The organism is Streptomyces sp. NPDC050508, from assembly GCF_040655155.1.
In the GTDB taxonomy this organism is placed as follows: Bacteria; Actinomycetota; Actinomycetes; order Streptomycetales; family Streptomycetaceae; genus Streptomyces.
In genome coordinates this window covers 310,991-327,252 of record NZ_JBFAJJ010000006.1, presented here as the reverse complement: position 1 = coordinate 327,252, position 16,262 = coordinate 310,991, and the positions used below count along the sequence as shown (strand labels likewise).

Annotated in this window: 15 protein-coding genes; 13 read left to right on the top strand and 2 right to left on the bottom strand. The window is 70.7% G+C overall.

The features are described from left to right. Positions 1–145: 145 nt before the first annotated feature. Positions 146–2,407, top strand: a complete 2,262-nt coding sequence (locus AB0I69_RS19740) for a bifunctional diguanylate cyclase/phosphodiesterase (protein WP_363096907.1) — start codon at positions 146–148, stop codon at positions 2,405–2,407. A gap of 83 nt (positions 2,408–2,490) precedes the next feature. On the opposite strand, the gene AB0I69_RS19735 is transcribed toward AB0I69_RS19740, so the two are convergent. Next, positions 2,491–3,075: a TetR/AcrR family transcriptional regulator gene (locus AB0I69_RS19735; RefSeq protein ID WP_363096906.1), complete on the bottom strand. Its 585-nt coding sequence runs from the start codon at positions 3,073–3,075 to the stop codon at positions 2,491–2,493. Positions 3,076–3,172: 97 nt separating this feature from the next. Between AB0I69_RS19735 and AB0I69_RS19730 the strand changes: the two genes are divergently transcribed. The 6 genes from AB0I69_RS19730 (at position 3,173) to gatB (ending at position 7,746) form a co-directional block, all read left to right on the top strand. Beyond that, entirely contained in the window at positions 3,173–3,544 is a 372-nt protein-coding gene (locus AB0I69_RS19730) for a DUF4267 domain-containing protein (RefSeq protein WP_363096905.1), read from the top strand. A 41-nt stretch (positions 3,545–3,585) separates the two neighbouring features. Further along, the gene (locus AB0I69_RS19725) at positions 3,586–4,077 is read left to right on the top strand and encodes a cupin domain-containing protein (RefSeq protein WP_363096904.1); all 492 of its coding nucleotides are present in this window, start codon (positions 3,586–3,588) and stop codon (positions 4,075–4,077) included. Positions 4,078–4,172: 95 nt separating this feature from the next. Further along, positions 4,173–4,469: an Asp-tRNA(Asn)/Glu-tRNA(Gln) amidotransferase subunit GatC gene (gene gatC, locus AB0I69_RS19720; RefSeq protein WP_007384860.1), complete on the top strand. Its 297-nt coding sequence runs from the start codon at positions 4,173–4,175 to the stop codon at positions 4,467–4,469. A gap of 5 nt (positions 4,470–4,474) precedes the next feature. Then, complete coding sequence (gene gatA / locus AB0I69_RS19715) at positions 4,475–5,977, top strand: Asp-tRNA(Asn)/Glu-tRNA(Gln) amidotransferase subunit GatA (protein WP_363096903.1); 1,503 nt, start codon at positions 4,475–4,477, stop codon at positions 5,975–5,977. Then, complete coding sequence (locus tag AB0I69_RS19710) at positions 5,974–6,216, top strand: hypothetical protein (protein ID WP_363096902.1); 243 nt, start codon at positions 5,974–5,976, stop codon at positions 6,214–6,216. The genes gatA and AB0I69_RS19710 overlap by 4 nt, the downstream gene beginning before the upstream one ends. A gap of 15 nt (positions 6,217–6,231) precedes the next feature. Beyond that, positions 6,232–7,746, top strand: coding sequence for an Asp-tRNA(Asn)/Glu-tRNA(Gln) amidotransferase subunit GatB (gatB, locus tag AB0I69_RS19705; RefSeq protein ID WP_363096901.1), 1,515 nt, complete (start codon positions 6,232–6,234; stop codon positions 7,744–7,746). A gap of 59 nt (positions 7,747–7,805) precedes the next feature. Here the strand turns inward: gatB and AB0I69_RS19700 are convergent, their stop codons facing one another. Beyond that, complete coding sequence (locus AB0I69_RS19700; protein WP_363096900.1) at positions 7,806–8,594, bottom strand: methyltransferase domain-containing protein; 789 nt, start codon at positions 8,592–8,594, stop codon at positions 7,806–7,808. Positions 8,595–8,711: 117 nt separating this feature from the next. Here AB0I69_RS19700 and AB0I69_RS19695 point away from each other — a divergent pair, with 117 nt between their 5' ends. From AB0I69_RS19695 to AB0I69_RS19670, 6 genes are all read left to right on the top strand, one after another. Then, positions 8,712–9,005 carry a hypothetical protein gene (locus AB0I69_RS19695; RefSeq protein ID WP_363096899.1) on the top strand — a complete coding sequence of 98 codons (294 nt, stop codon included), beginning with the start codon at positions 8,712–8,714 and terminating at the stop codon, positions 9,003–9,005. A gap of 203 nt (positions 9,006–9,208) precedes the next feature. Continuing rightward, positions 9,209–11,452, top strand: a complete 2,244-nt coding sequence (locus AB0I69_RS19690) for an MMPL family transporter (protein WP_363096898.1) — start codon at positions 9,209–9,211, stop codon at positions 11,450–11,452. Next, complete coding sequence (locus AB0I69_RS19685) at positions 11,430–12,005, top strand: GNAT family protein (protein ID WP_363096897.1); 576 nt, start codon at positions 11,430–11,432, stop codon at positions 12,003–12,005. The genes AB0I69_RS19690 and AB0I69_RS19685 overlap by 23 nt, the downstream gene beginning before the upstream one ends. A 35-nt stretch (positions 12,006–12,040) precedes the next feature. Continuing rightward, entirely contained in the window at positions 12,041–12,661 is a 621-nt protein-coding gene (locus AB0I69_RS19680; RefSeq protein WP_363096896.1) for a hypothetical protein, read from the top strand. Positions 12,662–12,869: 208 nt separating this feature from the next. Continuing rightward, on the top strand, positions 12,870–13,055 hold the full coding sequence (locus AB0I69_RS19675; RefSeq protein ID WP_363096895.1) for a hypothetical protein: 186 nt from the start codon (positions 12,870–12,872) through the stop codon (positions 13,053–13,055). A 113-nt stretch (positions 13,056–13,168) separates the two neighbouring features. Continuing rightward, positions 13,169–16,231: an AAA family ATPase gene (locus tag AB0I69_RS19670; protein ID WP_363096894.1), complete on the top strand. Its 3,063-nt coding sequence runs from the start codon at positions 13,169–13,171 to the stop codon at positions 16,229–16,231. Positions 16,232–16,262 lie beyond the last annotated feature (31 nt).

Genomic DNA, 16,262 nt, shown 5'->3' with positions numbered 1-16,262 from the left:
GTGCACCTGCCGTGCCCAGCTGCGGTTGGGGCAACCCCCTGCTCTTGGTGAGCAAGGGGAAGGGTTTTCCAAACGCGGTGCCGTTGATGGAAGTCGGGCATCGGACCGCGTGGCGTGGGCACCGCCGGCTGTGAGAGGGACGGGAATGGAACCGACCGAGAGCGCCCCCCCGGACTCACTCCTGCGCCGGCTCACCGGCGCCTGGCGGGGGAGTCGTTGGGGTGCGCGCCCCGTGGAGCGTCCGGGCGCGACACAGCCGCGCGCCACCGGACAGTACTCCACACCGGACGCGCGTCACTCCGCACCGCTCTCCGCCCAGCACGCCCCGGGCATGCCGGGCGCCGAACCCGAACGCCATCTGACCTGGCCCGCGCTGCCCACGGCGGTCGTGGCCGCGGCCGGGTTCGTCCTCGGCGCCGGATTCTTCCGGGCGTTCACCGGCGACCACGCACTCTTCCCGTCCGGCACGGTCGGCTGGTCGCTCGCCGTCCTCACCGGCATCATCGTCGGCCACCTCGTCGCCCTCGGCCGCGCCCGCTGGTGGGGCGGCACCGGCTCCGGCGCCGCCCTCACCCTCGGCGTCCTGCTGCTCTACGGCTGGGTCGCCGCCGGCATGGTCAGCCTCACCGTCGTCGTCCTGGTCGGCATAGCCCGGCGCAACCGCTGGCGCCAAGGCGTGCTGCACGGCGCGGTGGACATCCTCGGCATAGCCGCCGGAGCACTCGTGCTGGGCGCCTTCGGCCGGGTGCCGTCCGTCGAGAAGCCCTGGAACCCCGACACCTGGACCGTCTACACCGCCCCCGAAGTGGTCCTGGTCGCCGTCGCCTACCTCGCGGTGACCCGCACCCTGCTCTGGTACCTGCACGCCCCGCGCCACGGCGGACTGCCCACCGTCGCCCGCACCGCCCTGCTCAGACAGGGCCTCATGGCGGTCGCCCTGCTCGGCATAGCCCCGCTGATCTGTGTGGTCGCCGTAGCGCAGCCGGTCCTGCTGCCCCTGTTCTCGATCCCGCTGATCGCCCTCGACTCCACTCTGTGGATGGCCCGGGCCAGGGCCGAGGAGCAACTGCGCGACCCCCTCACCGGGCTGCCCAACCGGCAGTGGCTCCTGGAGCGCATCTGGACCGCCCTGGACGACGCCGAGCGCATCGGTGCCAAGGCCGCCCTCATGCTGATCGACCTCGACCGGTTTCGATCGGTCAACGACACCCTGGGCCATCTCGCCGGTGACCGGCTGCTGTTGCAGATAGCCGACCGGCTGCGGGTGGCGTTGCCGCGCGGGGCGGAGGCCGCGCGGCTCGGCGGTGACGAGTTCGCCGTTCTGCTGCCCGTCGCCGACTCCACCACGTCCGCGACCCGGGTCGCCCGCAACCTCGTCTCGGCGCTCAGCTCCCCGCTCGACCTCGACGGGCTCACCCTCGTCCTGGAGGCCAGCGCGGGCGTCGCCGTCTTCCCCGACCACGCCCTCGACGCCGAGGGACTGCTGCGCCGGGCCGACGTCGCGATGTACCAGGCGAAGCGGGACCGCACGGGCGTAGAGGTCTACGAGTCCAAGCGGGACTCCAACACCCCCGACCGGCTGGGCCTGTTGGGGGATCTGCGCCGGGCGCTCGACGCGCACGAGGTGCAGCTGCACTACCAGCCCAAGGTCCAATTCGACGGTCAGGTCGCGGGCCTGGAGGCGCTGGTGCGGTGGGTGCATCCCGAGCGCGGGAAGGTGCCGCCGGACGAGTTCATAGCGATCGCCGAGTCGTCCGGGCTGATGCCCCACCTGACGGAGTACGTGCTCGACACGGCGCTCGCCCAGGTCGCCAGATGGCGGGCCCAGGGCCTGTTCGTGCCGGTCGCGGTGAACGTCTCCCCGCGCGACGTCCACACCCCCGGCTTCGCGGGCTCGGTCGCCGCACGCCTCGCCCGGCACGGCGTCCCGGCGGGCTCCCTCCAACTGGAGATCACGGAACACGTCCTCCTGGAGGACCCCCAGCGCGCCGCCGACACCCTCAACGGGCTGACCGGCCACGGCGTGAAGATGTCTCTCGACGACTTCGGTACGGGGTACTCGTCCCTGGTGCATCTACGGCGGCTGCCGGTCAGCGAGTTGAAGATCGACCGGTCGTTCGTGGCGCGGCTCGCGGTGGACAACGAGGACGCGGAGATTGTGCGCTGCACCGTTGATCTGGCGCATTCCCTTGGGCTGCTCGTCGTGGCGGAGGGGGTTGAGGACGACGAGACGTGGGAGCGGTTGCGGGATCTGGGGTGTGACGCGGTGCAGGGGTGGCTGGTCGCTGCGGCGATGCCTGCGGACGATATGACGGCGTGGTTGCGGGCGCGGGGCTCTCGCGGGTGGCAGCGGCCTCGCGCCGCGTTGCCGGCGGCTGCGGCGGATGATCCGGGGCGGATCGGCTGACTTTCGGGTGCGGGTCCGTTGTGGCTGGGCGCGCCCACGCGGCGGAGCCGCAAATCGACACGGCCCCGCGCCCCTTAGGTGGCTCAACTCACGCCTGTTGTGAAGTGGGCGATCAGTAGCGCCAGACGTTGGTCGTGGTCCTCCTCCGGTAGGCGGCCGCTGCGCATCAGGGTTACCAGGCCGTGCAGGCCTGCCCAATAGGTCTCGGTGAGTAGGCCTACGTCGTCGCCCTTGGCCGCGATCGGCTGGACTGCCTTGAACAGTTCGCCGAACGCCGCCTGCAAGGCCGCCGGTGCCTCCGGGGTGGCGAACGGCAGGTCGACCGTGTGCGTGAACATGACGTCGTAGAGCGCGGGGCGGCGACGCGCGAACGACGTGTACGTCTCGCCCACCGCGGTCAGCGCCGCGCGGGCGCCCTTCGCCGCCGTGCGTGCCGTGCGCATCTCGGCCGCGATCTCCTCGCAGCCCTGCACCGCGACCGCCGCCATGATGGCGCCCTTGTCCTTGAAGTGGCTGTAGAGCACGGGCTGGCTGTACTCGATCACGGCCGCCAGCCGCCGTGTCGTCACCGCGTCCCAGCCCTCCGTCTCGGCCAGTTCCCGCGCGGCCGAGACGATCAGCCGCTCCCGCTCCGCCCGTTCGCGCTCCCGGCGCGTCTGAATCGTCATGCCCGGAATTCTAGCATCGCTAGCCTTCCTGTCGACGCTCTGCTAGCTTCGCTCTTGTCGCTAGCAATGCTAGAAAAACGAGACGAGGAGAAGTGGCATGACCATCACCGCGTACACCCTGGCGATCGTGCTGGACCTGTTCTGCCTGTTTCTCGGCTACCGGTTCCTGTTCCAGCCCGGCGCCGCCGCCGCCGGTTACGGAGTTCCGGCCGATCCCGCCGGCGACGCCGGCGCCTACCTCGCGATCAAGGGCCTCAGGGACGGCACGCTGGGTCTGGTGGGCCTTGCGCTGCTGGTCTTCGCCGGGGCGCGCCCCGAGGCCTGGTTCATGCTCTGCGTGGCACTCGTGCCGTTCGGCGACACCCTGATAGTGCTGCGCAACGGCGGGACGAAGGCCATGGCCTTCGGGATCCACTTCGCCACGGCGATCGTTGTACTGATCAGTGCCGTGCTGCTGTTCCTCGTCTGAAGTCAGAAGCCAGAAGCCAGAAATCCGAACGGGGTCCCGAAATGTCGTTGCTCGTACCGAAGTTCGATGAGTCCGTGATCGTCCGCGATGCCGAGGCCGAGGTGGTCGGGCGCGCTCCCACCACGGTGAAGTTGCTGGCCGACAGCAGTGCGACCGGCGGTGCGCTGTCCACCCAGCGCGTCACCCTCACCGGGGGAGCGGACGGCGCCAAACCGCACTGGCACACCAACTCCGCCGAGATGTTCTTCCTGCTGGACGGCGCCGCCGAGATCCTCTCCGGCGACCAGGTCGTCACCGCCGGACCCGGTGACCTCGTCGTCGTCCCGCCGGGCCTGCCCCACGCCTTCGCCGCCGCACCCGGCGCCGACGCCGACCTCCTCATCGTCATCACGCCCGGCGTCGAGCGCTTCGAGTACTTCCGTCACCTGCAGCGCATCGCCCTCGGAGAGGTCGGTCCGGAGAGCCTCCTGGAGGTGCAGGAGCTGTACGACAACCACTTCATGAAGAGCGCGGTGTGGGATGCGAGAGGCTGAGGACCGGGGCTCCGGAGAAACCGTTTAACGGCTGAGGGCCCCCGCCCCATAGGATTGGCGCCAAACCACACACACTCACCCCAGAGGAACGCTGCATGCCTGGCATCACGCGCGAGGAGGTCGCCCACCTCGCCCGGCTGGCGCGTCTGGAGCTGAAGCCCGAAGAGCTCGAACACTTCGCGGGACAGCTGGACGACATCATCGGCGCGGTCGCCCGCGTCAGCGAGGTCGCCGACCAAGACGTACCGCCGACCTCCCACCCGCTGCCGCTGACGAACGTCATGCGCGCGGACGAGGTCCGTCCCTCGCTCACCCCCGAGCAGGCGCTCTCCGGCGCCCCGGCCCAGGAGCAGCAGCGTTTCAAGGTGCCGCAGATCCTGGGGGAGGACTAATCACCATGACGGACCACAGCAGCATCATCCGGCTCACCGCCGCCGAGACCGCCGCGAACATCGCGTCCGGCGTCCTCACGGCCGTCGAGGTCACCGAGGCCCACCTCGCCCGGATCGAGGAGGTCGACGCGAAGGTACACGCCTTCCTGCACGTCGACCGCGAGGGCGCCCTCGCGCAGGCCCGTGCCGTCGACGAGAAGCGGGCCAGGGGCGAGCAGCTCGGCCCGCTGGCCGGCGTCCCGCTCGCGCTCAAGGACATCTTCACCACCGAGGGCATCCCGACCACGGTCGGCTCCAAGATCCTCGAAGGCTGGATCCCGCCGTACGACGCGACGGTCACCAAGCGGCTGAAGGCCGCCGACGTGGTCATCCTCGGCAAGACCAACATGGACGAGTTCGCCATGGGGTCGAGCACCGAGAACAGCGCGTATGGGCCGACCGGCAACCCGTGGGATCTGACCAAGATCCCCGGCGGCTCCGGCGGCGGTTCCTCCGCCGCGCTCGCCTCCTTCCAGGCGCCGCTCGCGATCGGCACCGACACCGGCGGCTCGATCCGTCAGCCGGCCGCCGTCACCGGCACGGTCGGCGTGAAGCCGACGTACGGCGCGGTCTCCCGCTACGGCATGGTCGCCTTCTCGTCCTCCCTCGACCAGGGCGGGCCCTGCGCCCGTACGGTCCTGGACGCGGCCCTCCTGCACGAGGTCATCGCCGGGCACGACCCGCTGGACTCCACGTCCATCGACGCCCCGGTCCCGCCGGTCGTCGAGGCCGCACGGAACGGCAGCGTGCAGGGCATGCGCGTCGGCGTCGTCAAGCAATTCCGCGGCGAGGGCTACCAGGCCGGCGTCATCCAGCGCTTCGACGAGGCCGTCGCCGTACTGAAGGAACTGGGCGCCGAGATCGTCGAGCTGGACTGCCCGTCCTTCGACCTCGCCCTGTCGGCGTACTACCTGATCGCGCCCTCCGAGTGCTCCTCCAACCTCGCCCGCTTCGACGGCCTGCGCTACGGCCTCCGTGTCGGCGACGACGGCACCCACTCGGCCGAAGAGGTCACCTCCCTCACCCGTGAGGCGGGCTTCGGCCCCGAGGTGAAGCGCCGCATCATGCTCGGGACGTACGCGCTGAGTTCCGGCTACTACGACGCGTACTACGGCAGTGCCCAGAAGGTCCGTACGCTCATCACCCGCGACTTCGAGAAGTCGTTCGAGAGCGTCGACGTGATCGTGTCGCCGACGACGCCGACCACCGCCTTCCCGATCGGCGAGCGTGCCGACGACCCGATGGCGATGTACCTCGCGGACCTGTGCACCATCCCGACCAACCTGGCGGGCAACTCGGCCATGTCGCTGCCCTGCGGCCTCGCGCCGGAGGACGGCCTCCCGGTCGGGCTGCAGATCATCGCCCCGGCGCTGAAGGACGACCGGCTTTACAAGGTCGGCGCCGCCGTCGAGGCCGCCTTCGTGGAAAAGTGGGGCCACCCGCTGCTTGAGGAGGCTCCGTCGCTGTGAGCAATGCACTGTCGAAGGCCAAGGGCTTCAAGAAGTCCAAGTCCGGCACGTATGTGTCGATGGCCACCACCGCGTTCGGCGCGCTGGGTGTCGCCAAGCAGATCAAGAAGGCGCGCTCCGAGCACGACACGCTCCGTCTGATCGACGCCACGGTGTCCGCCGTCGCGATCGTCACCGGCTTCGCCATCCTGTACCGCGAGCTGAAGCGGCTGGGCGACGACGACGTCCTGCTGGGCTGAGAGGGAAAGTTCACCGTGACCACCACGACCGACCTGGAGTCGTACGAGGACGCGCTGGCGTCGTACGACCCCGTCATGGGCCTTGAGGTCCATGTCGAACTCGGCACCAAGACCAAGATGTTCTGCGGCTGTTCGACCGAACTGGGCGCCGAACCGAACTCGCAGACCTGCCCGACCTGCCTCGGCATGCCCGGCGCGCTCCCGGTCGTCAACGCGATCGGCGTCGAGTCCGCGATCAAGATCGGTCTCGCGCTGAACTGCGAGATCGCCGAGTGGTGCCGCTTCGCCCGGAAGAACTACTTCTATCCGGACATGCCGAAGAACTTCCAGACCTCCCAGTACGACGAGCCGATCGCCTTCAACGGCTATCTGGACGTCCAGTTGGAGGACGGCGAGACCTTCCGGGTGCAGATCGAGCGCGCCCACATGGAGGAGGACACCGGCAAGTCGCTGCACGTCGGCGGCGCGACGGGCCGTATCCACGGCGCCTCGCACTCGCTGCTCGACTACAACCGCGCCGGCATCCCGCTCATCGAGATCGTCACCAAGCCGATCGAGGGCGCCGGTGAGCGTGCTCCCGAGGTCGCCAAGGCGTACGTCGCCGAGCTGCGCGAGCTGATCCGGGCGCTCGGTGTGTCGGAAGCCCGCATGGAGCAGGGGCAGATGCGCTGCGACGTGAACCTGTCGCTGCGCCCGCACGGCCGCGAGAAGTTCGGCACCCGGAGCGAGACGAAGAACGTCAACTCGCTGCGTTCCGTGGAGCGTGCCGCCCGTTACGAGATCCAGCGCCACGCCGCGGTGCTGAACTCCGGCGGCACGATCATCCAGGAGACCCGCCACTTCCACGAGGACACCGGGTCCACGACCTCGGGCCGCGTGAAGGAGGAGGCGGAGGACTACCGGTACTTCCCCGAGCCGGACCTGGTGCCGGTGGCCCCCTCGCGCGCGTGGGTCGAGGAGATCCGCGCCGGGCTTCCGGAGCAGCCGCTGGCCCGCCGCAACCGGCTGAGCGAGGAGTGGGGGATCGGCGCGTTCGACATGCAGTCGATCCTCAACGCCGGTGCCATCGACTCGATCGTCGCCACGATCGACGCCGGTGCGGACTCGGCCTCCGCGCGCAAGTGGTGGATGGGTGAACTCGCCCGCAGCGCCAACGAGTCCGGCAAGGCGCTCGACGAGCTGCCCATCACGCCGGAGCAGGTCGCCCGCGTCACCGTGCTGGTGACCGCAGGCGACCTGAACGACAAGCTGGCCCGCCAGGTCATCGAAGGCGTCCTCGCCGGCGAGGGCACCCCGGACGAGGTCGTCGAGAAGCGCGGCCTGAAGGTCGTCTCCGACGACGGCGCCCTCACCACCGCCGTCCAGGAGGCCATTGCCGGCAACCCGGGCATCGCCGACAAGATCCGCGGCGGCAAGGTGGCGGCGGCCGGCGCCCTGGTCGGCGCGGTCATGAAGGCCACCCGAGGCCAGGCCGACGCGGCCCGCGTCAAGGAACTGATCCTGGAGCAGCTGGGCGTCAGCGAAGGCTGACGCGAGTGAACTCCCTGGGGGATGCATCGCAACCGATGCATCCCCCCAGGCGGGTCACGTCAGAGGCGGCGCCCCACGACGCGTGTGAAGCCGATCAGATGGTCCACGTCGGCGTGTACCAGCTCCACCGACTTGCGTGCCATGTCCGCCATGAACTCGCTCGGGCTCTCCTGGGCGCACACCTCGCTCCACAACAGCCAGTCGCGCCATCCGTCGGGCAGCCAGTCGGCCGTCTCGACCTCCACGGCCCTGCTGCGTGTCCAGTGCCTGCGCCACCAGGCGGGGGAGTGGAAGGCCCAGAAGCCCGGGTCCCATTCCCAGTACTGCTTCAGATGCTCCGGCGGTTCGTCGCCCGGCAGCTCCTCCCGCAATGCGGGCATCACGGCGCCGATCCGTCCGCCCGGCTTCAACAGCCTTGTCAGAGTGGGCAGATAGAGGTCGGCGGTGCCGAAATACTGGTAGGCGTCGATCGACACGATCGCGTCGAACGTGCCGTCCCCGAAGGGGAGATCGTGCGCCTCCACATGCAGGGGGAGCACCCGGTCCGCGACGCCCGCCTCGGCGATCCGTACGGCGTTCTCTTCGGGCTTCACCCACAGGTCGGCGGCGGTGACCTGGAGGTCGTACTCCTTGGCGAGGAAGACGGAGGTCATGGCGCGCCCGCAGCCCAGGTCCAGGACGCGGGCGCCCGGTCGCAGGGTGTCCAGGCCGAGCGCCGGGGCCAGCCACTCCAGCAGCCACAGGGCGTGCGGGCCCATCTGGTTCTCGATCGTCCAGCGGGCGTCGTAGCCGTTGCTGCGCGGGTAGTCGGGGTGGGTCAGACGGTTGGGCAAGTCGGTGTCGGGCATCGGTGAACGCGGTCCTCCGGTTCTGCGTAGGTTGCTGTGAGGAAGCAACGAGATTGTGGAGGACGTCGGTTGGCCGCGCACCAGGTTTCTCAGGCGGACGCGCTACGCTCCCCCGCCATGGACGGACGCGGAGATTCCGAGATACCGGACTTCGGGGATGCGGTGCTGGACGCGCGGCGGGCCCGTTGGACGGCCGCGCTGACCGGTGCCGTGCTGGCCCTCGCCGGTGTGGCCGCGGCGGCGCTCCGGGCCAGCGGGTCGGCGCCGGCGGTGGTTCCGGCCGCCTACGCCGTGGGCGCCGCGGTGTGTGCGCTCGCGTCGGTGCTCGGGTCCAGAGGGCGTACCAGGCGGGCGCTGTGGCTGCTGGTCGTCGGCGCGATGGTGATGGCGCTGGGGGACCAGTTCGACTGAGCCGGGTGGCGTGACAGAGTTGCCGTTACTGTCCTGTGATCTGGCTCGCACTCCTGTGAATAAGTGCATGAACGCGATAAACGATCATTTTCGGCTGCAAGAGTGGGCCCCGTATTGCTCATGCGTTCTTTGCGGGCTGTTCATCCCTTGAACGAATTTTCCCGGTCAAAGATCCACAATTCACCATCCCCGGGAGCACGTTCGTGGCAGCCCTTGCCCGCTGGTGTGTGCGGCACCGCCTCGTCGCCGTCCTGTTGTGGCTCCTCGCGTTCGGCGGGGTCACCGCGGCCGCCTCCGTCACCGGCTCGGCGTACTCGAACGACTACGAGGCCCCCGGCACCGAGTCGGGCCGCGCCACCCAGCTGCTCAAGGAGGGCTTCCCGGGTCTCGGCGGCGACAGTGACACCGTTGTCTGGCACACCTCGCCCGGCTCCGTCCGTGCCGCCGACGTCGAACAGACCATGACCGGGGCCCTGGACAAGATCGCGAACCTGCCCGGAGTGGCCTCCGTGGTCAGCCCCTACGACGGCCAGGGCACGGGTCGGATCAGCGCCGACGGACGGACCGCGTACGCCACCGTCACCTTCGCGCACCAGGCCGAGGACATCGGCAAGTCCGAGGCGCAGGCGGTCGTGAGCGCGGCCAAGGCTGCCGAGACCGACGGGCTCCAGGTGGAGTTGGGCGGCAGCGCCATCGGGGCCACCGAGTCGTCGAGCGGGCACACCGCCGAGATCGTCGGGGTCGCCGTGGCCGCGCTCGTGCTGTTCCTCGCCTTCGGGTCGCTCGCGGCCTCGCTGCTGCCCATCGGTACCGCCCTGTTGAGCGTCGGCACCGCGTACGCGGCGATCGTGCTGCTCGGGCACGCCATGACCGTCGCCGACTTCGCGCCCATGCTCGGCATGCTGATCGGGCTCGGCGTCGGCATCGACTACGCGCTGTTCATCGTGACCAGACACCGCCGCGGGCTCAAGCGCGGGCTGTCCGTCACCGAAGCGGTCACCAACGCGGTCGTCACCACCGGGCGCGCGGTCGTCTTCGCGGGCGCCACGGTGTGCATCGCCCTCCTCGGGATGCTGATCCTGCGGCTCGGCTTCCTCAACGGGGTCGCTATCGCCGCCTCGTTGACCGTGGTGCTCACCGTGGCGGCCTCCGTGACGCTTCTCCCGGCCCTGCTGGCCTTCATCGGCCCCCGCGCCCTGAGCCGCCGCGAACGGCGCCGACTGGCCGACCACGGGCCCCAGCCGGAGCTGCCCACCGGCCTCGCCGCCCGCTGGTCCGCGTTCGTCGAGCGCCGGCCCAAACTGCTCGGCACCCTCGCCCTGATCGTCATGGCCGTCCTCGCGCTGCCCACCTTCGCGCTCCACCTGGGCACCTCCGACCAGGGCAACGACCCCAAGTCGTCGACCACCCGCCAGGCCTACGACCTCCTCGCCGAAGGATTCGGCCCCGGCGTCAACGGCCCGCTGACCCTCGTCACCAAGATCGACGGCGCCGAGGACAAGCTCACCCTCGACAACCTCGACGCCACCCTGCGCACCACCGAGGGCGTCGCCTCCGTGACCCCGGTGACCTACGACAGCAGCGGCTCCACCGGGTACTTCTCGGTCGTCCCTGACTCGGCACCGCAGTCACAGAAGACCAGCGCACTCGTCGACCGGCTGCGCACCGAGGTACTGCCGCGGGCCGAGACGGGCACCTCGCTCGACATCCACGTGGGTGGCGTGACGGCCGGCTACGACGACTTCGCCGCCGTCATCGTCGGCAAACTCCCGCTGTTCGTCGGGGTCGTCATCTCGCTCGGCTGTGTGCTGCTCCTGCTCGCCTTCCGGTCGATCGGCATCCCCCTCAAGGCCGCCGCGATGAACGTCGCCGCCGTGGCCGCCGCCTTCGGAGTCGTCGTCGCGATCTTCCAGTGGGGCTGGGGGAGCGAGTTCCTCGGCCTCGGACGCGCCGGACCGATCGAACCCTTCCTCCCCGTGATCATGGTGTCGGTCCTCTTCGGGCTCTCCATGGACTACCAGGTCTTCCTGGTCAGCCGGATGTACGAGGAATGGCTGGAAACCGGCGACAACCGCCGCGCCGTCCGTGTCGGCCTCGCCGAGACCAGCCGGGTGATCAACTCGGCCGCCGTCATCATGATCTCGGTCTTCCTCGCCTTCGTGCTCAGCGGCGACCGCGTGATCGCCATGTTCGGCATCGCCCTCGCGTCCGCCGTCGCCCTGGACGCCTTCGTCCTGCGCACCCTCCTGGTGCCCGCCCTCATGCACCTCCTCGGCGGCGCCAACTGGTGGCTGCCCCGGGGCCTCGACCGCGTCCTGCCCCGCATCAGCATCGAGCCCCCCGAGTGCCGCGCCGCCCATGAGAGGCTGGCCGCCGCGACGGACGCCGAGGTGGCGGACGTCCTGGCGAAGGAGCAGGAGCAGGATGTACGCGATATCCCTGGGTGACGACGGAGCCGAACTGCGTCCCCTGGAGCCGTGGCACGCCGAGGAGTTCCTCGCGCATCTGGACCGCGGCCGGGAGTTCATCGGCCAGTTCATCACCTTCGGCTCGAAGGCGACCGACGTCGAGTCCACGCGCGAGATGCTCCAGCGCTACGCCGACCTGCGCGCCGCCGACAGCGCGTCCCTGCACGGCATCTGGCTGGACGGGAAGCTCGTGGGCGGGGTCCTCTTCCTGAACTTCCACGCCGACCAGGGCAACTGCGAGGTCGGCTGCTGGCTGGAACCCGCCGCTGCCGGTCGCGGGCTGATCACCCGCGCGATACGGATTCTCATCGACTTCGCGATCGAACAGCGCGGCATCCACCGCGTCGAATGGCATGCCGCCGCGGGCAATGAGAAGAGCCTGAATGTTGCCCGCCGCATGGGCATGACCAGGGACGCGGTCCTCCGCGAATCCCACCCCCACGGGGGCGTACGGCACGACATAGAGGTGTGGTCCGTACTCGCCCCCGAGTGGCGCGAGGCACGCGCGCGTGCGCAACACAGCGATCTTTAAGGAACTTCTCAGAAACCACCCCTACCGTGCGCACCATGGGTACCAAGACTGTTGACGAGGCCGCGAACGAGGCCACCGAGGTGAAGAGCGACGCGGAGACCGTCGACGTCACCAAGACCGATGTCACCAAGACCGACGAGGAAGTGACCGCGACGGAAGGCGAGAACGAGGCTGCGGACGAGGTCGAGCACGACGACGACCTCACCGAGGAGGAGTACGCGGCCGAGCTCGCGAAGCTCCAGCACGACCAGGAGGAGGGTCCCTCCGGCGTCGGCCAGGGCGCCGCCGCAGTGGTCTCGGCCGCACTCGGCTTCATCTCGCTCTCCGGCGGCTGGATCGGCTCCGTCGCCGCCGCCCGCGAGACCCTCGTGGGCCAGCTCCACACCGCCTCCACCGCGAGCGTGTCCACCCAGATCAAGGAGGTCTACGGCGACGCCTGGCACACCACCGCGCTGTGGGCCGGCATCTTCGCGCTGGTCGCCGCGCTCGTCGGTGTCGCGGCCCTCATCCGGCCCGCGTTCGGCACCCCGGGCAAGCCGCAGGCCACCTGGATCAAGTCGGTCGCCTGGGCGGGCGTCGCACTCGGCGTCGTAGGACTGCTGCTGGCCGTCCTCAAGTACACCGACCTGCTGCTCAGCCTGCCGTCGGCCACCTGACGACAGGCAGTCTCACCGCACGTTCCCAGGGGTCTTAGGGCCTCCGTAAGTACCTTACGGAGGCCCTAAGACCCCTTACGCATGTCTAAGGCCCGCCGGGCCCCGCAAGATGCGGAACTCTCCCGATGTGGCGGACCCCCCTTGGAGACGAAGGTTGAGGCATCGCAGAAAGCGAAGCCCGAAACCGAACTCCACCAAGGGACTTGAGATGTACGAGTACGAGATCCACCAGATCCGCTCCGCCGAACTCCGCCGTCAGGCCGCCAACGAGCGCCTGGCCCGCGAGACCGTCCGCAGCCGCCGCGCCGCCCGCCGCGAGCAGGCCCGCCAGGCCGCCGAGGGGGAGGTGCACAGCAGCCGCTCCCGCCGGCACCTGTTCGCCCGCGCGTGGTGAGCGGCCGGGCACGGGAGGGCGGTCGTACGGCACCTGCCCGGCAGGTCGGCGAGGCGCTCCTCCCCGCGGTCGCCCGCCCGAAAACCGGTGCCGCGTTGTCAGACCCGCGTGACATGCTCGGAAACGTGGAGACCAGGTCCGTCAGTCCGGTCTTCGTCGGCCGGACCGGCGAACTGGACACGCTGAACGAGGCGCTCGCCCGCGCTGCCGCGGGCGAGCCGCAGGCGTTGCTGCTGGGCGGCGAGGCCGGCGTCGGCAAGACCAGGCTCGTCGAGGAGTTCGCCACCGCCGCCTGCCGCCGCGGCGCCGTCGTCGCCCTCGGCGGCTGTGTCGAGATCGGCGCGGACGGACTGCCCTTCGCCCCGTTCTCCACGGCCCTGCGCGCCCTGCGCCGCGAACTGCCCGCCGAGCTGTCCGCGGCAGCCGCCGGACAGGAGGAGGAACTCGCCCGGCTGCTCCCCGAGTTGGCGGAGGCGGCCACCGGCGGGCGGGCCCGCGGCCACGACGAGGAGGGCATGGCCCGCCTCTTCGAACTCACCGCACGCCTCCTTGAGCGCGTCGCCGCCGACCGCACCGTCGTCGTCGCCCTGGAGGACCTGCACTGGGCCGACGCCTCCACCCGCCACCTCCTCGCCTACCTCTTCCGTACCCTGCGCACCGGCCGCCTCCTCGTCCTCGCCACCTACCGCGCCGACGACATCCACCGCCGCCACCCGCTGCGCCCCCTGCTCGCCGAACTCGACCGGCTCCGCACGGTCCGCCGCATCGAACTCGGCCGCTTCAACCGGCAGGAAGTGGGCCGCCAGATCGCCGGCATCCGCGCCGCCGAACCGGACCCCGCCCAGGTCGACGAGATCTTCGAACGCTCCGACGGCAACGCCTTCTTCGTCGAGGAACTCGCCGTCGCCGCCCACGACGGCTGCCGCAGCAGCCTCACCGACTCGCTGCGCGACCTGCTCCTCGTCCGTGTCGAGTCACTGCCCGAGAGCGCCCAGCGGGTCGCCCGGATCGTGGCCGAGGGCGGCTCCACCGTCGAGTACCGGCTGCTCGCCGCCGTCGCCCGGCTCGCCGAGGACGACCTCATCGAGGCGCTCCGGGCCACCGTCGGCGCCAACATCCTCCAGGCCGCCCCCGGCGGCGACGGCTACCGCTTCCGCCACTCCCTGGTCCGCGAGGCGGTCGGCGACGACCTGCTGCCCGGCGAGCGCTCCCGCCTCAACCGCCGCTACGCCGAAGCGCTGGAGGCCGACCCGACGCTCGTCCCCGCCGACCAGCGCGTCATGCGCCTGGCGAGCTACTGGTACCACGCCCACGACCCGGCCAAGGCCCTCCCCGCCGTCCTGGACGCCTCTGTCGCGGCCCGCGGCCGACACGCCCACTCCGAGCAACTGCGGCTCCTGGAGCGGGCGATGGAGCTGTGGGACACCGCCCCCGACGCCGTACGCGCAGCCCTGCGCCCCGTCGACTACACCGAGGTCTATCCACCCTGCGGCTGCGACCCGGAGACCACACCCCTGCGCTACCTCGACCTGATGGCGGAGGCCGCCGTCGCCGGCCGGCTGAGCGGGGAGCGCGAGCGCGCGCTGAAGATCACCAAGCGGGCACTGCACCTCCTGGAGGACGAGGGGGACCCGCTGCGGGCCGCCTGGTTCTGGGTGCAGCGCTCCGTCCTGGTCCGGCACCAGGCCCGCGGCGACGGCTGGCCCGAACTGGCCGCCGCCCAGGAACTGGTCCGCGGACTGCCGCCCTCCGAAGTGCACGCCGAGGTACTGGCCCAGGTCGCCGGCTGGTCCATGGTCCATGTGCCCGGTCCGGACGCCTACGTGGCCGCCGAGCGTGCGGTCGAGTACGCGCGCATGGTGGGCGCCCGCGAGATCGAGATGGACGCGCGCCTCACTCTGGCCGGCCTCATGGTCGCCTCTGGCGACGTCGAAGCGGGCCTCGCCGAGCTGGCCGAGGTGAACGAACGGACGGTCGACGAGGGCATCACCACCGTCGCCGGGCGCAGCTATGTCAACCTTCCGTCCTCCCTCGAATCGGTCGGCCGCTCCCGCGAGGCCGTGCCGATCCTGGAGACGGGGCTCGTCTACGCCAAGAAGTTCGGCCAGTTCGACAAAGAGGCCTGGATCTGGGGAAACCTCGCCGAATCCCTCTTCACCCTGGGGCGTTGGGACGAGGCCACCGAGGCCGTGACCAAGGCGGAGCTCGTGAGCCGGCGGACCAAACCACGCGGGTTCAACGCCACACTCCGCGCCGAACTCGCCTTCGCCCGGGGCGATGTGGCCGAGGCCCGCCGCCAACTGGCAGCGGCCCGCGACCACTTCGGCACCCTCGATGTCGCACCCCAGCACCACCAGCCCCTGGAGCGGATCGAGATCCAGATCGCCGCCGCCGAAGGCCGCCTCCTGGACGCCCGGGCCACCCTCGAACAGGCCCTGGACTCCGGCTTCCGGCCCGGCACACAGTTCGACGTCTGGCCCCTGCTGCTCGCCGCGGCCGTCGCGGAGACCCAGTCCATCGGCCTGCCCGTCGCCGACACCGACCGGCCCAAGATCCTCGACCGCATCCGGGAGGCCGCCAAGCCGGTGGCCACGAACGTCCCCGTCTGGCGGGCCCACGAACGCTGGCTCCGCGCCGAACTGCTGCACGCCGACGGACGCGGCACCCCCGACGACTGGTCCGAGGCGGTCGAGGCCTTCGAATGCCTGGATCGCCCCTACGACCTCGCCCGCGTCCGCCACCGCCTCGCCGAAGCCCTCCTGTCCGACTCCGACGGCGGTGACGACGAGCGCGACCGCGCCACCGAACTGCTCCGGCTGGCCGCCGCCGTCGCCGAGCACCTCGGCGCCCGCCCGCTCGCCGACTCCGTCGCCCTGCTCGCCCAGCGGGCCCGGCTGACGCTCACCAGGGTCCCGGCGCGGAGAGCTGTCCCCGCCGACCCCGTCGAGGCGCTCGGCCTCACCAGCCGGGAGCGCGACGTCCTGCGCCTGGTCTCCGCCGGCCGCACCAACCGGCAGATCGCCGAGAAACTCTTCATCTCCCCGAAGACCGCGAGCGTCCACGTCTCGAACATCCTCGGCAAGCTCGGCGTATCGGGCCGGGGAGAGGCCGCGGCCCTCGCCCACCGGCTGGAGCTGTTCCCGCCCGACCCGCTCACCGTGCGCTCGGCGAGATGAGTCGTACGCTGTAGGGGACCGGCACAGGGGA

What these genes read in the sequence shown, in the direction of transcription:
- AB0I69_RS19700 (WP_363096900.1), bottom strand. Translation starts at nt 8,594, where the DNA reads ATGCCCGACACCGACTTGCCCAACCGTCTGACCCACCCCGACTACCCG.
- AB0I69_RS19740 (WP_363096907.1), top strand. Translation starts at nt 146, where the DNA reads ATGGAACCGACCGAGAGCGCCCCCCCGGACTCACTCCTGCGCCGGCTC.
- AB0I69_RS19735 (WP_363096906.1), bottom strand. Translation starts at nt 3,075, where the DNA reads ATGACGATTCAGACGCGCCGGGAGCGCGAACGGGCGGAGCGGGAGCGG.
- AB0I69_RS19695 (WP_363096899.1), top strand. Translation starts at nt 8,712, where the DNA reads ATGGACGGACGCGGAGATTCCGAGATACCGGACTTCGGGGATGCGGTG.
- AB0I69_RS19680 (WP_363096896.1), top strand. Translation starts at nt 12,041, where the DNA reads ATGGGTACCAAGACTGTTGACGAGGCCGCGAACGAGGCCACCGAGGTG.
- AB0I69_RS19725 (WP_363096904.1), top strand. Translation starts at nt 3,586, where the DNA reads ATGTCGTTGCTCGTACCGAAGTTCGATGAGTCCGTGATCGTCCGCGAT.
- gatC (WP_007384860.1), top strand. Translation starts at nt 4,173, where the DNA reads ATGCCTGGCATCACGCGCGAGGAGGTCGCCCACCTCGCCCGGCTGGCG.
- AB0I69_RS19685 (WP_363096897.1), top strand. Translation starts at nt 11,430, where the DNA reads ATGTACGCGATATCCCTGGGTGACGACGGAGCCGAACTGCGTCCCCTG.
- gatA (WP_363096903.1), top strand. Translation starts at nt 4,475, where the DNA reads ATGACGGACCACAGCAGCATCATCCGGCTCACCGCCGCCGAGACCGCC.
- AB0I69_RS19670 (WP_363096894.1), top strand. Translation starts at nt 13,169, where the DNA reads ATGCTCGGAAACGTGGAGACCAGGTCCGTCAGTCCGGTCTTCGTCGGC.
- AB0I69_RS19730 (WP_363096905.1), top strand. Translation starts at nt 3,173, where the DNA reads ATGACCATCACCGCGTACACCCTGGCGATCGTGCTGGACCTGTTCTGC.
- AB0I69_RS19675 (WP_363096895.1), top strand. Translation starts at nt 12,870, where the DNA reads ATGTACGAGTACGAGATCCACCAGATCCGCTCCGCCGAACTCCGCCGT.